Raw genomic sequence first — 13,056 nt, forward strand, 5'->3', positions numbered from 1 at the left:
TGAACTGCCCTGAAAGACCTGACGCATGGCGATCTACGTCATCCTCGCGCTCGACGTCCTCAATGGAATCTCATCGCTGTTCCTGCTGTGCCTGGGACTGGCGATCATCTTCGGCATGATGAAGATCATCAACCTCGCCCATGGCGAGTTCATCATGTTAGGGGCCTATGCGACGGTGATCTCGGCCAATGCCGGGGTGAACATCTGGATCGCGATGCTGATCGTCGCGCCCCTGTTCGTCGGTATCGTCGGCCTCGTCATCGAGCGCTGCCTGATCCGCTTCCTCTATGGCCGCCTGGTCGATTCCATGCTGGCGACCTGGGGGCTCAGCCTGCTGATCATCGGCATCATCACGACGATCTACGGCAATACCCAGCAGGGCGTGCCGACGCCGCTCGGCGGCTTCTCGATCGGCTCGTACCAGTCGAGCTACTACACGCTGTTCCTCGCCTTGATGGCGGCGGTCATGATGGCCATCATCTACGGCGTGATGCGCTATACCCGCTTCGGCCTGGTTGCGCGCGCGACGATGCAAAACCCGGCCATGGCGGCAACGCTCGGCGTCAATCCGGCCCGCGTCTATATGAGCACCTTCGCGCTCGGCGCCGCGGTGACGGGCCTCGCCGGCGGCCTGCTGGCGCCGGTGTCCGGCATCACCCCGGTGATGGGCGGCGCCTATGTCGCCAAGGCCTTCATGACCGTGGTCGGCGGCGGCGCGGCGATCCTCTCCGGCACGCTCTCGGCGGCGAGCCTGTTCGGCTCGGTCAACCAGATCGGCGCCTATTTCACCACGCCGGTTTATGGCGAGGTTATCGTCTTCACCACCGCGATCGTGCTGATCCGCTTGCTGCCGCAGGGCATCTCCGGGCGCTTCTTCAAGGGGAACCTGTGATGCCCAAGCACGTCCGTCTCGCTCTCCAGGCGGCTGGCATCCTGCTGGCGATCGTCGCCATCGCGCTCGTGCCGAGCATCATCGAGCTGTTCGCGCTGATGCAGCTGACCTTGTTCGCCGCGATGGCGGTGCTGGCACTCAGCCTCGCCTTCATCTGGGGCTTCGGCGGCATCCTGTCATTCGGCCAGACCGCCTTCTTCGGCCTCGGCGGCTATGCCTACGCCATCGCGGCCGTCAACTTCCAGGACTCGACACCGGCGATCCTGCTGGCGATCGCTGTCCCCGCGTTGTTCGCTGCAATCCTCGGCTATTTCATCTTCTTCGGCCGCATCTCCGACGTCTATCTCGGGGTCATCACGCTCACCGTCACCTTGATCCTGTTCAACTCGGTCAACTCGACCTCGGGCGACGCCTACAAGATCGGCAAGGCTTTGTTGGGCGGCTTCAACGGCATGCCGGCGGTGCCGACTTTCAACGTGCCGTTCGATCCGTCGACGGTGCTGTCGCCGGAGCAGTCATGGTGGACCACCGCCGGCGTATTGCTCGCCGTGTTCCTGATGCTGCGCCTGCTGCTGGCGCTGCCGGCGGGGCGCGTCATCGTCGCCGTGCGCGAGAACGAGGTGCGGGCCTCGCTGCTCGGCTATGACCCGCGGCTGGTGAAGTGCCTGACCTTCATCCTCGGCGGCGCCATCGCCGGGCTTGCGGGCGCGCTCTACGTCAATTGGGGCGCCTTCGTCAGCCCGACCATCTTCAGCCTGTCGCTGTCGGCGGAGATCATCATCTGGATCACGGTGGGCGGTCTCGGCACCTTGCTCGGTCCGATCATCGGCTGTGTCGTGATCGAATACATCGTCGCCTATATCGGCTCGCAGCAGCTCTTGAACTCCAATCTCGTGCTCGGCGGCGTGCTCGTCATCTTCGTGCTGCTGCTGCCGAAGGGCATCGTGCCGACCGCGCGCGATCTGGTGCTGCGGCTGATCCCGCAGAACAAACCGAAGACCAACGGTCCGCCGGTGCAATCGGCGGCGGCGCCGCATCCTGCAGGAGCCGAATGACATGGCCGACCTCGTCCCTCTGCTCAAGGCCGAGCACCTGACAATGCGCTTCGGCGGCGTCGTCGCCAATGACGACATCACCTTCACTTTGCAGGAGATGGAGCTGCGCTGCCTGATCGGCCCGAACGGCGCCGGCAAGAGCACCTTCTTCAAGACCCTGACCGGCCAGCTGGTGCCGACCTCGGGCAGCATCGCGTTCCGCGGCATGCCGATCGCCGGCAAGGCCTCGCATGAGATCGCGCGCATGGGCATCGGCATCAAGACCCAGGTGCCGAACGTGTTCAATGGCCTGTCGGTGCGCGAGAACATCTGGATGGCGGTGCGCCGCAAGGCGACACCGCGGCAACAGGGGCCAGCGGTCAATGCGGTGCTGGAGATGATCCGGCTGACCGACTACGCTGACAGCATCGTCGCCACCTTGTCGCATGGCCAGCGGCAGTGGGTCGAGATCGGCATGGTGCTCGCCGCCGAGCCGGAGTTGATCCTGCTCGACGAGCCCGCCGCTGGCATGACCGACGAGGAGACTTTCCACACCGCCGCGATCATCCGCGAGATCAACCAGACCCGTGCCATCGTCGTCGTCGAACACGACATGGAGTTCATCAAGCAGATCGCCAAGCGTGTCACCGTGTTCCACCAGGGCCGCGTGCTGGTCGAGGACACCGTCGACAAGGTGCTCGCCGACCAACGCGTGCGTGACGTCTATCTCGGCAAGAAGGTGGCAGCATGAGCGTGCTCCTCGAGGTCAAGGGTCTCAAATCCGGCTATGGCCGGATTCCGATCCTGTTCGGCGTCGATCTGACGGTGGCCGACGGCGAATATCTCGGCATTCTCGGCCATAACGGCATGGGCAAGACCACGGCGCTGCGCACCTTGATGGGACATCTGCCGACCACCGACGGCTCGGTGGTGTTCGCAGGCAAGACCATCACGCATCTCAAGCCGCATGAGCGCTCGCGGCTCGGCATCGGCTTGGTGCCGCAGGGCCGCGAGATCTTCCCGGACCTGTCGGTCATGGAGAATCTGCGTATGGGCCTCGCTGCGGCGCCCAAGGAGGATCGCAGCGTCATCGACACGGTGCTGCAGGATTTTCCGCGGCTGGTTCGGCTGCTCGACCGCCGCGGCGGCGCGCTCTCCGGCGGCGAGCAGCAATTGCTGGCGCTGGCGCGCTGCCTCTGCACCAAGCCGAAGCTGATCCTGCTGGACGAGCCGACCGAAGGCATCCAGCCTTCGATCATCGAGGAGATCATCGAGACCCTCCTGGCGCTGAAGACGCGCTGGAAGCTGTCGTTGATCGTCGTCGAGCAGAACCTCGAGTTCATCACATCGTTATCGGATCGCATCCTGCACATCCAGAAGGGACGCATCACCGAGGAACTCGATCGTGAGAGTCTGCTGGCCCGGGAAGGTCAGATGGTCCCGAGCTAGAGAATTCCGGCGCGGCTGCGCCGGCCCATTGAACTGCACATTGCTGTCTCTGCCCCAGCTTGTCCTCACAAGAAAGGATGACTCATGTCCATCAAACGCCCGAATGCCGAGGAAGTCGCCGATCTCGCCGCCAGCCTGCACATGAACATGACGGTCGAGGAGGCCGCCGAATATCTGTCGCTGATGGGAGGCATGTTCGATCAGTACGACATCATTGATGAGCTGCCGAACCCGCTGCCGCCGGTGAAATATCCGCGTACCCCAGGCGCCAAGCCGCCGGCGAAGGAGAACAAGTACAACGCCTGGGCGATCAAGACCGAGGTGAAGGGTGCATCGAGTGGCAAGCTCGCCGGCCGCACCGTCGTGCTCAAGGACAACGTCGCGCTCGCGGGCGTGCCGATGATGAACGGCTCGACCACGCTCGAAGGCTTCATTCCCGCCGCCGACGCCACGATCGTGTCCCGCATCCTCGATGCCGGCGGCACCATCGTCGGCAAGGCCGTGTGCGAGCATTTCTGCCTGTCCGGCGGCAGCCACACCTCCGATCCGGCGCCGGTGCACAATCCCTGGAAGATGGGCTATTCGGCCGGCGGCTCGTCCTCGGGCAGCGCCGCGCTGGTGGCGGCCGGCGAGGTCGACATGTCCATCGGCGGCGACCAGGGCGGCTCGATCCGCATCCCCGCGTCCTATTGCGGCATCTACGGCATGAAGGCGACCCATGGCCTCGTGCCCTATACCGGCGTGATGCCGATCGAGTCGACGATCGATCACACCGGACCGATGACGGCCAACGTCAAGGACAACGCGCTGCTGCTCGAAGTGCTGGCCGGCGCCGACGGCCTCGATCCCAGGCAATATGCGCCGAAGGTCTCGGCCTACACCGAGGCGCTCGGCAAGGGCGTCAAGGGCCTCAAGATCGGCGTGCTCAAGGAAGGCTTCAGCGCGCCGAACATGGAAGAGGGCGTGGTGTCCAAGGTCAAGGCCGGCGCGGAGCGCTTCGCCAAGCTGGGCGCCTCGGTATCCGAGGTCTCGATCCCCGAGCACATGCATGCGCTGGCGGCGTGGAACCCGATCACGCTCGAAGGCTTCCTGGTGCAGATGATGCTCGGCAACGGCATGGGCTTCAACTGGAAGGGCCTCTACGACGTCGGTCTGCTCGACGCGCATTCCGGCTGGCGCACGCGCGCCGACGATTTGTCGGTGACGTTGAAGCTGACCATGCTGGTCGGGCAGTGGGGGCTCGAGCACTATCGCGGCCGCTACTACGCCAAGTCGCGCAACATCGCGATTCAGGCCAAGGCCGCCTATGACGCCATGTTCGGCTCCTACGATCTGCTGCTGATGCCGACCCTGCCATGCGTCGCGACGCCGATCCCTGCCAAGGACGCGCCGCTCGCCGAAGTCGTGCAGCGCGCCTTCGAGATGACCGCGACGACGAGCCCGTTCGATGTCACCGGCCACCCGGCGATGACCTTGCCATGCGGCCTCTCGGACGGTCTTCCGGTCGGCCTGATGCTGATCGGCAAGGACTACGCCGAGTCCACCATCTACCAGGCGGCGGCGGCGTTCGAAGCCGACGGCGACTGGAAGACGTTCTGATGATCACCATCACCGCGGTCATCAGGGCCAAGGCGGGACATGAGGCCACGATGCGCGACGCCCTCGTCGCCGTCGCGGCCCATGTCGCGGCCAACGAGCCGGAGACGATCGGGTTCTTCATCTCGCAGAGCGAGACTGAGCCCGGTCTGTTCACCACCTATGAGCGCTTCGCCGACAAGGCCGCGATGGACCGCCACAACGGCTCCGCCGCGGTGGCGACCTTCTTCGGCATCGCCAAGCCGATCCTCGACGGCGAGGTCATCCTCGTGACCTCGCAGGAGGTCTCGGCGACGCTGCGGTAGGACACGGCGAGAGATGAGCAAGCCAACCGTCCTTCGAGACGCCCGCCTTGCGGCGGGCTCCTCAGGACGAGGGCGGTGGGTGTGGCGCCGCGGAGTTGTGCTCCGCGTCCACGGGCTTGCCTCAAGTGATCAGTGCGGGGTTCGGCGGCCGGATGCCCGCGCCCGATATCTCACCCCTCATGGTGAGGAGCCCGCCCCTTGGCGGGCGTCTCGAACCATGAGGCCCCAAACGACGAGTGCTGAACAACCGGAGGACCACCGCCGATGCTCCGTCTGCACGGCATCATGGGACGCGCCGACGACCGGGCCTATGCCCGGCAGCTCCACGGGCTGGAGCATCGCGGCGGCATCGAACTGTTGTTCGTGCCGCCGCAGGACGCCGGCCGCAAGCGTTTCCGCCTGACCACCGATCGCGGTACCGATTGCGCGGTCAGCCTCGATCGCGATGAAGAACTGGTTGACGGCGCGCTGCTGCATCTCGATGCCGATCGCGCCGTCATCGTCCGTTTCGGCGAGCAGCAGGTCTGGCGCCTCAAGGCCCGTGACGATGCCAGTGCCCTCAAGCTCGGCTGGCACGCCGGCAACCTGCACTGGCGCGTCCGGTTCGAAGGCGGCCATCTGGTCGTCCTGCTCGACGCGCCGATCGCCACCTATCGCGCCCGCATCCGGTCACTGCTCGACGCCGGTGAGGTGGTGGAGCGCGATCATGTTTGACCGCGGCGAGGCGCTCGCATTGCTGCAGCTCGGCGACAGCGCCTTTCCTGCCGGCGGCTTTGCCTTCTCCTGGGGCATCGAAGGCCTCGCCGCCGATGGTCTGCTGTCCGATCGCGACGATCTCGATGGTGTCATTGCTGATCATCTCGCGCAGCGCTGGGCGAGCATGGATCGCATTCTGCTGCGTCGCGCATGGCATGCGAACGACATCGCGGCGATCGCTGCTGTCGATCGCCTTGCCGAAGCCACCACTCCATCCGTCGAGATGCGCGAGGGCTCGCGGCGCGCGGGCAGGGCGCTGCTCGGCGTCTGGGTCAAGCTCTCAGGTCCCTTGGCCGTATCTTATCGCGCCCGCGTCTCCGCGGATGCGTGTCTCGGTCATCTCGCCGTGGTGCAGGCGATCACCAGCCGCGACGGCGGCCTCGGCCTCGAGGCCGCCGAGCTGGTCTCCGGCTGGACCCTCGTCACCGGGCTCGTCAGCGCCGCCGTGCGGCTCGGCCTGATCGGCCACGTCGACTCCCAGCGCAGCCTCGCAACCGCCCGCGCGCGGCTCACCGATCTGCTCGCCGAGACGCCCGACGACGACGCGATGCCGTCGAGCTTCACGCCCTTCATCGATATCGCCGTGTCGCGCGGACCGCTGCGGCACGTGCGCATGTTCACCACCTGACGAGAGGCGCCACGCCATGATGAATCTGTCGCCGACCGAGATGGATCGTCTCGTGATCTTCAACGCCGCGCAGATGGCGCGGCGCAACCGCTCGCTCGGCATCAAGCTCAGCCATCCCGAGGCGGTCGCCTACATCACGGATGAAGTGATGACGGCGGCGCGCCGCAATCTGCCCTATGCCGAGATCCGCGACATGGCGGGACGGCTGCTGACGACCGACGATGTCGAGCCCGGCGTCGCCCAGATGATCCCGATGCTCTATGTCGAGCTGATGTTCGCCGAGGGCACCAAGGTGATGGCGCTGTTCGAGCCGATCCAGCCCGCGGAGGGCGCCGTTGCCGAGGACATCGTGCCCGGCGAGATCATCGAAGGTTCCGGCGACATCGAGATGTTCACCGCGCTGCCGGCTGTGACCATCGACGTGGTCAACACCGGGGATCGCGACATCCAGGTGCGCAGCCACACCCATTTCTTCGAGGTCAACCGCGCGCTGCGCTTCGATCGCGCCGCCGCCTGGGGCATGAAGATCGACCGCCCCGCAGGCCTTGGCATGCGCTTCGAGCCCGGTGTCTTCAAGTCGGTCCGGCTGGTGCCGATCTCAGGCGACCGGATCGTGCGCGGCCAGGCCGGGCTGGTCAACGGCCCGCTCGATGCCCCCGGCGCGCGCGATGCGGCGCTGAAGCTCGCACAGTCGCGCGGCTATCTGGGAGCCTAAATCATGGCCAAGCTGACCCGCCGCGCCTATGCCGAGCTCTACGGTCCCACCAAAGGGGATCTCGTCAGGCTCGCCGACACCAGCCTGCTCGCCGAGATCGAGCACGACTACACGACCTATGGCCATGAGCTCCTGGTCGGCGCCGGCAAGAATTTGCGCGACGGCGAGGCCATTGCCGGCCATCGCACGTCACAGCACAAGGTGCTCGACGTCGTCGTCAAGAACGCGACCATCGTCGACGCCGTCATCGGCATCGTGAAGGCCGATATCGGCATCCGCGACGGCCGCATCGTCGGCATCGGCAAGGCCGGCAATCCCGACGTGATGCCCGACGTGCATCCGGACATGGTGGTGGGCCACACCACCGCGCCGATTGCGGGCGGGCCTTTCATCGTCACCGCGGGCGCGATCGAAAGCCACGCGCATCTGATCTCGCCGGAACAGTCGGACCATGCGCTGGCCGGCGGCACCACCACGATGATCGGCAACGGCTCCGGGCCGGTGTTTGACGTCGGCTCCGGCTCGGGGCCGAATTTCGGGCACTTCCTCAAGTCGATAGAGTTCTCGCCGCTGAACTACGCGCTGTTCGGTCGCGGCGGCTCCACCCCGGAGGCTGTCGAGGAGGCCGTCTCGGCCGGCGGCATGTCGGTCAAGATCCATGAGGATTTCGGCGCCGCGCCTGATGTCATCGACAAGAGCCTGATCGCGGCGGACCGCAATGATTTCGCGGTCCATCTGCATACGGACTCGATCAACGAATACGGCTTCTGCGAGGACACGATGGCCGCGGTCGACGGCCGCACCATCCACATGTATCACGTCGAGGGCGCCGGCGGCGGCCACGCGCCGGATCTGCTCAAGGTCGTGTCGTGGGAGAACGTGATCCCGTCCTCGACCAATCCGACCAATCCCTACACCTCCTATGGCATGGAGGAGGGCGTGCCGATGACGATGATCTGTCATCAGCTCAACTACAATGCGCCCGAGGACGTCATGTTCGGCGAGGCGCGGGTGCGCGCGCAGTCGATGGCGGCGGAGGATTTCCTCCACGACATGGGCGCGATCTCGATCTTCGGCACTGATACTCAGGGCATGGGGCGGCTCGCCGAGAACGTCGCCAAATGCTGGCAGCTCGCCAGCGTCATGAAGGATCGCATCGGCCGGCTGCCGGAGGAAACCACCGCGCGCGCCGACAATGAGCGCATCAAGCGCTACATTGCCAAGCTCACGATCAACCCCGCCATCGCCGTCGGCATCGATCATGTCGTCGGCTCCATCGAGGTCGGTAAGATGGCCGATCTCGTGCTGTGGCCGCGCGCCTCGTTCGGGCTCAAGCCCTACATGGTGATCAAGAACGGCTTTCCAGTGTGGGCCGCAATGGGTGACGGCAATGGGAGTCTCGGCCTGTCGGAGCCGATGATCCAGAAGCGGATGTGGGGCGCGCTCGGCGCAGCTCCACAGCGGCTCGGCGTCAACTTCATGTCCAAGCTCGCGGTTGATGCCGACATCCGCGGCAGGCTGGGCCTGGGCCGCGAGACCGTGCAGATCAAGAACGTGCGCCGCCTGCGCAAGACCGACATGGTCCGCAACGCGGCGATGCCGCATGTCGAGGTCGATCCGCAGACCTTCGAGGTGCGCGCCGACGGCAAGCTCCTGATGTGTCCGCCGGCCACGTCCGTGCCGCTCGCAAGGAGGTTCATGCTGCGATGAGCCGGCTTGCTCTCACCCGCGCCGATGAGCCGATGACCGCCGCGCGCGTCGGCATCGGCGGCCCCGTCGGCTCCGGCAAGACCGCCTTGGTCGAGCAGTTGATCCCGGCGCTGCAGGCGCGCGGCATCGACATCGCAGTGATCACCAACGATCTCGTCACCGCTGAAGATGCCGAACGCGTCCGCCGGTCTGGTCTGATCGATCCCGAGCGCGTGTCGGCGGTGGAGGCCGGCGCCTGTCCGCACACCGTGATCCGCGAGGATCCGACGCTCAACATCGAGGCCGCCGACGAACTGGAGCGGCGCTTTCCGGGCGTCGAGCTGATCCTGCTGGAGAGTGGCGGCGACAATCTCGCCTCGACCTTCTCGCGCGACCTCACCGACTTCTGGATGTTCGTGATCGACGTCGCCGGCGGCGACGACATTCCGCGCAAGCGCGGCCCTGGCGTGATCCGCGCCGATCTCCTGGTCATCAACAAGGTCGATCTCGCCCCCCATGTCGGCGTCGATCTCGCGCGGATGCAGCGCGAGGCCATGGAGGTGCGCGGCGGACGGCCGGTGCTGCTGACCAATTGCCGGCGCGGCGAGGGCATTGGGGCGATCGTCGATCTGCTGGAGCGCGAGGTGCTGTTCCGCAAGTGAGCGCTTCCGCCCCAGAGCCGCCGCGGCTCGATCTCTCGTTCGTCCGGCGCGGCGGCCGCACCGTGATCGACCGGCGGCTGTTCGCCTGGCCGTTTGTGCTGACGCGCAGCTTCCACACCGATGCCGCGCGGCCGAACCTGCTCAGCGTCATCCTGCAGACCGGCAGCGGCGCCGTGCATGGCGAGGACCGGCTGACGCAACGCTTCACGCTGAGAGAAGGAGCAGCCGTCTCCGTCACGACGCAGGGCGCGACCTCGGTGCATCGCGCCGAGCAGGGCGCGCGCGCCGTCGAGCAGGTGCAGCTGCGCGTCGCGCCCGGCGCGTCGCTCGACTACCGGCCGGAGCCGCGCATCCTGTTTCCCGACGCGGCCTTGTGCCAGGTGCTGGAGCTGGATTGCGCCGTCGATGCTGTCGCGCTCGTCACCGACGCCTTCACGATGCACGATCCGGACGGGCAGGGGCGGCTGTTTCGCGAGCTCGACTCGACCGTCATCGTGCGCCGGCCAAGCCAGGAGCCGCTGTTGATCGACCGCATGCAGCTGCGCGATCCCGCGACCGCGCTGTTCAAGGGCCGCCGCGCGTTCGGATCGGCGCTGCTGATGCTGCCCGAGATGCACGATGGCGCCGCGATCCGCCTGCACCTGGCCGACGCGTTCGCGCACATCGATGACCTCTATGCGGCCGCGAGCCTGTTGCCGGAGGGCGCCGGCATCGGTATTCGTCTCGCGGCCCGCGAGCTGCGCCAGCTGCGGGCCGGCTTCGACGCGGTCGCGGCGCTGGTGCGTGAGATCGATCTCGGCGCGCGCGCCGGTCAGGCGCCGAGCGCAGCGGCCACAGCGCGGCCGACGGCCGCGTGAGCGGCGTTGCGCCTGTCGTCGCTGGCCTTGGTCTCGGTGAGATAGCTCGTCACGATCACCGGCCCGCGCCCGGCGGGCCAGATCACCGCGACGTCGTTGCTGCTGCCGTGCTCACCCGAGCCGGTCTTGTCGCCGCTGGCGGGGTCCAGCAGGGCCACCCCGAGCCGCCCGCCGCCATCTGCCTCGATGCCGGCGATCGTTTCCTGCAGGTCGGCCGCGCGCGCCGGCCGCACGAACACAGGCAGCAGCGCGAGCGGAAACAATCGCCGCCGTGTGACACGCGTCACGGGAACCGTCCTTGATCTCTCACGCCGTCTCGAGATCGAAATCGGCCCATACCGGCACGTGATCCGACGGCTTCTCCCAGGCCCTGACATAGCTGTCGATGCCGACCTCGACCAGCCGGTCGCTGGCCTGCGGCGACAACAACAGGTGATCGATTCGAATCCCTGCGTTCTTCTGCCAGGCCCCGGCCTGATAGTCCCAGAACGTGTACTGCCCCGGCGCATCGGTGACCGCGCGCAGCGCGTCGGTGAGCCCCAAGCCCAGCAGCGACTGGAAGCTCTCGCGCGTCTCCGGCCGGAACAGCGCGTCCTCGACCCAGGCCTCGGGATTGGAGACATCAGCGGCCGCCGGGATCACGTTGAAGTCGCCTGCGAGGATCAGCGGCTCCTCGGTCTTCAGCCGTTCACGCGCATAGTCACGAAGCCGCGACATCCACTTGAGCTTGTAGGGATATTTCTCGGTGTTCGGCGGATTGCCGTTGGGCAGATAGAGGCAGGCGATGCGCACCACGCCGCTCTTGAGGCTGACCACGCCTTCGAGGAACCTCGCATGCACGTCCTCGGCATCGCCGTCGAGCCCGGACCTGGTCTCGTCGAACGGCAGCTTCGACAGCAGCGCGACGCCGTTGAAGGTCTTCTGGCCGTGGGTGACGACATTGTAGCCCAGCGCCTCGATCTCCAGCCGCGGGAACGCGTCGTCCGTGCATTTGATCTCCTGCAGGCAGACGATGTCGGGCGAGCACTCCTTGAGCCAGGTCACGAGGTGCTCGATCCGTTGCCGGACCGAATTGACGTTCCAGGTGGCGATGCGCATGGCGGGTTCCAGAGACCTTCAGGAGAGACGGCCCGGTTAGATCAAGCCACGGCAGCCCCGGTCAAGGCGGATGCGCGGGCGAACCACAGACAAGCGCAACAATGCCATGCACGGCGCCCCATGGTCGGCGGCGGCGGGCGGGCGTATCCATCTCGCCACAGCGAAGCCGGTCCGGGCGACCGCGGCAAGGGAGAAGAAGATGGACCATCGACGTCTCGGTCATTCCGGCCTGCGCGTGCCGGCGCTCAGCTTCGGCACCGCGACCTTCGGCGGCAGCAACGATTTCTTCAAGGCCTGGGGCGGCACCGATGCCGAGGGCGCCGCGCGGCTGATCGACGTCTGCCTCGATCACGGCCTGGCGATGTTCGACAGCGCCGATGTCTATTCGGATGGTCTCGCCGAGAGCATTCTCGGCCAGGCCATCAAAGGCAAGCGCAACCGCCTGCTGATCTCGACCAAGGCCACGTTCCCGAGGGGCAATGGTCCGAACGATTATGGCTCGTCACGCCAGCATCTGATCGAGGCGATCGACGGTTCGCTGCAGCGGCTCGGGGTCGATCACATCGACCTGTTCCAGTTGCATGGCCAGGACGACAACACGCCGGTCGAGGAGACCTTGGCGACGCTCGACCAGCTCGTGCGCGCCGGCAAGATCCGCTACATCGGCTGCTCGAACTTCTCCGGCTGGCACCTGATGAAGTCGCTCGCCGCCGCCGACCGCTATGGCACTCCGCGCTATGTCGCGCACCAGGCCTATTACTCGCTGCTGAACCGCGACTATGAATGGGAGCTGATGCCGCTCGGCCTCGACCAGGGCGTCGGCGCCGTGATCTGGAGTCCGCTCGGTTGGGGCAAGCTGACCGGCAAGATCCGCCGGGGACAGCCGGCCAAGCCTGGCACCCGCGCCCATGACATCGCCGGTACCGGGCCGCATTTCGAGGAGGAGCGGCTCTATCGCGTCGTCGATGCGCTCGATCACGTCGCCAAGGAGACCGGCAAGACCATTCCGCAGGTGGCGCTGAACTGGTTGCTGCAGCGCCCGACAGTCGCCACCATCATCGTCGGTGCCCGCAACGAGAGCCAGCTGATCGAGAATATCGGCACGGTCGGTTGGAGCCTCACGGCCGAGCAGGTGGCCACGCTCGATGCCGCAAGCGACATCCCCGCCGCCTATCCGGTCTGGCATCAGCGCGGCTTCCCGATGCTGAACGAGCGCCGTTAGCCGCTCCGTTCCATGTTTGTGGAACCGCGGTGGCGGCGCCGCGCGGGCGTGACCGATCCATTTGACGGCGAGCGGGAGCGGGCGATAACATTGGTATTCGATCGTCACGTGGCCGCGCTTCGGTCATTCTGGAGCCGCCACAACGGGGGGCAT

General features: G+C 66.4%; 14 protein-coding genes and 1 pseudogene. 13 read left to right on the top strand and 2 right to left on the bottom strand.

What is annotated here, in order from left to right; genetic code table 11:
- The first annotated feature begins 25 nt into the window (after positions 1 to 25).
- From ACVIJ6_RS28525 to ACVIJ6_RS28580, 12 genes are all read left to right on the top strand, one after another.
- A complete protein-coding gene (locus ACVIJ6_RS28525; RefSeq protein WP_012044483.1) occupies positions 26 to 892 on the top strand; it encodes a branched-chain amino acid ABC transporter permease in 867 nt (288 codons plus the stop codon).
- Positions 892 to 1,947: a branched-chain amino acid ABC transporter permease gene (locus tag ACVIJ6_RS28530; protein ID WP_456775439.1), complete on the top strand. Its 1,056-nt coding sequence runs from the start codon at positions 892 to 894 to the stop codon at positions 1,945 to 1,947. The genes ACVIJ6_RS28525 and ACVIJ6_RS28530 overlap by 1 nt, the downstream gene beginning before the upstream one ends.
- Before the next feature lies 1 nt (position 1,948).
- Positions 1,949 to 2,677, top strand: coding sequence for an ATP-binding cassette domain-containing protein (locus ACVIJ6_RS28535; RefSeq protein ID WP_456775440.1), 729 nt, complete (start codon positions 1,949 to 1,951; stop codon positions 2,675 to 2,677).
- Positions 2,674 to 3,375, top strand: coding sequence for an ABC transporter ATP-binding protein (locus tag ACVIJ6_RS28540; RefSeq protein ID WP_456775441.1), 702 nt, complete (start codon positions 2,674 to 2,676; stop codon positions 3,373 to 3,375). Before ACVIJ6_RS28535 ends, ACVIJ6_RS28540 begins: the two co-directional genes overlap by 4 nt.
- Positions 3,376 to 3,459: 84 nt before the next feature.
- Positions 3,460 to 4,974 (top strand): amidase, encoded by a 1,515-nt coding sequence (locus ACVIJ6_RS28545; protein WP_012044479.1) that lies wholly within the window; start codon positions 3,460 to 3,462, stop codon positions 4,972 to 4,974.
- Positions 4,974 to 5,276, top strand: a complete 303-nt coding sequence (locus ACVIJ6_RS28550; RefSeq protein WP_257164995.1) for a putative quinol monooxygenase — start codon at positions 4,974 to 4,976, stop codon at positions 5,274 to 5,276. Before ACVIJ6_RS28545 ends, ACVIJ6_RS28550 begins: the two co-directional genes overlap by 1 nt.
- 264 nt (positions 5,277 to 5,540) lie before the next feature.
- Positions 5,541 to 5,990, top strand: a complete 450-nt coding sequence (gene ureE / locus ACVIJ6_RS28555) for an urease accessory protein UreE (RefSeq protein ID WP_456775442.1) — start codon at positions 5,541 to 5,543, stop codon at positions 5,988 to 5,990.
- Positions 5,983 to 6,660, top strand: coding sequence for an urease accessory protein UreF (locus ACVIJ6_RS28560; RefSeq protein ID WP_456775443.1), 678 nt, complete (start codon positions 5,983 to 5,985; stop codon positions 6,658 to 6,660). Before ureE ends, ACVIJ6_RS28560 begins: the two co-directional genes overlap by 8 nt.
- 16 nt (positions 6,661 to 6,676) lie before the next feature.
- Complete coding sequence (gene ureB, locus ACVIJ6_RS28565; RefSeq protein ID WP_456775444.1) at positions 6,677 to 7,375, top strand: urease subunit beta; 699 nt, start codon at positions 6,677 to 6,679, stop codon at positions 7,373 to 7,375.
- 3 nt (positions 7,376 to 7,378) lie between these two features.
- Positions 7,379 to 9,085, top strand: a complete 1,707-nt coding sequence (gene ureC, locus ACVIJ6_RS28570; RefSeq protein ID WP_456775445.1) for an urease subunit alpha — start codon at positions 7,379 to 7,381, stop codon at positions 9,083 to 9,085.
- Entirely contained in the window at positions 9,082 to 9,726 is a 645-nt protein-coding gene (ureG, locus tag ACVIJ6_RS28575) for an urease accessory protein UreG (protein WP_456775446.1), read from the top strand. The genes ureC and ureG overlap by 4 nt, the downstream gene beginning before the upstream one ends.
- Positions 9,723 to 10,583, top strand: a complete 861-nt coding sequence (locus ACVIJ6_RS28580; protein WP_456775447.1) for an urease accessory protein UreD — start codon at positions 9,723 to 9,725, stop codon at positions 10,581 to 10,583. Before ureG ends, ACVIJ6_RS28580 begins: the two co-directional genes overlap by 4 nt.
- On the opposite strand, the pseudogene ACVIJ6_RS28585 reads toward ACVIJ6_RS28580, so the two are convergent.
- Both ACVIJ6_RS28585 and xth read right to left on the bottom strand, forming a co-directional pair.
- Positions 10,538 to 10,726 (bottom strand): annotated as a pseudogene (locus ACVIJ6_RS28585) (class A beta-lactamase); the annotation flags it as partial. The gene ACVIJ6_RS28580 and the pseudogene ACVIJ6_RS28585 sit on opposite strands and share 46 nt — an antisense overlap.
- A 163-nt stretch (positions 10,727 to 10,889) precedes the next feature.
- A complete protein-coding gene (xth, locus tag ACVIJ6_RS28590; protein WP_456775448.1) occupies positions 10,890 to 11,681 on the bottom strand; it encodes an exodeoxyribonuclease III in 792 nt (263 codons plus the stop codon).
- Positions 11,682 to 11,880: 199 nt separating this feature from the next.
- Between xth and ACVIJ6_RS28595 the strand changes: the two genes are divergently transcribed.
- The gene (locus ACVIJ6_RS28595; protein ID WP_456775449.1) at positions 11,881 to 12,903 is read left to right on the top strand and encodes an aldo/keto reductase; all 1,023 of its coding nucleotides are present in this window, start codon (positions 11,881 to 11,883) and stop codon (positions 12,901 to 12,903) included.
- The last annotated feature ends 153 nt before the right edge of the window (positions 12,904 to 13,056 follow it).

It is taken from the genome of Bradyrhizobium sp. USDA 4369 (assembly GCF_054056435.1).

Bases quoted from the DNA above. Each gene is read 5' to 3' on its own strand.
- ACVIJ6_RS28525 (WP_012044483.1), top strand. From the start codon at position 26: ATGGCGATCTACGTCATCCTCGCGCTCGACGTCCTCAATGGAATCTCA.
- ACVIJ6_RS28530 (WP_456775439.1), top strand. From the start codon at position 892: ATGCCCAAGCACGTCCGTCTCGCTCTCCAGGCGGCTGGCATCCTGCTG.
- ACVIJ6_RS28535 (WP_456775440.1), top strand. From the start codon at position 1,949: ATGGCCGACCTCGTCCCTCTGCTCAAGGCCGAGCACCTGACAATGCGC.
- ACVIJ6_RS28540 (WP_456775441.1), top strand. From the start codon at position 2,674: ATGAGCGTGCTCCTCGAGGTCAAGGGTCTCAAATCCGGCTATGGCCGG.
- ACVIJ6_RS28545 (WP_012044479.1), top strand. From the start codon at position 3,460: ATGTCCATCAAACGCCCGAATGCCGAGGAAGTCGCCGATCTCGCCGCC.
- ACVIJ6_RS28550 (WP_257164995.1), top strand. From the start codon at position 4,974: ATGATCACCATCACCGCGGTCATCAGGGCCAAGGCGGGACATGAGGCC.
- ureE (WP_456775442.1), top strand. From the start codon at position 5,541: ATGCTCCGTCTGCACGGCATCATGGGACGCGCCGACGACCGGGCCTAT.
- ACVIJ6_RS28560 (WP_456775443.1), top strand. From the start codon at position 5,983: ATGTTTGACCGCGGCGAGGCGCTCGCATTGCTGCAGCTCGGCGACAGC.
- ureB (WP_456775444.1), top strand. From the start codon at position 6,677: ATGATGAATCTGTCGCCGACCGAGATGGATCGTCTCGTGATCTTCAAC.
- ureC (WP_456775445.1), top strand. From the start codon at position 7,379: ATGGCCAAGCTGACCCGCCGCGCCTATGCCGAGCTCTACGGTCCCACC.
- ureG (WP_456775446.1), top strand. From the start codon at position 9,082: ATGAGCCGGCTTGCTCTCACCCGCGCCGATGAGCCGATGACCGCCGCG.
- xth (WP_456775448.1), bottom strand. From the start codon at position 11,681: ATGCGCATCGCCACCTGGAACGTCAATTCGGTCCGGCAACGGATCGAG.
- ACVIJ6_RS28595 (WP_456775449.1), top strand. From the start codon at position 11,881: ATGGACCATCGACGTCTCGGTCATTCCGGCCTGCGCGTGCCGGCGCTC.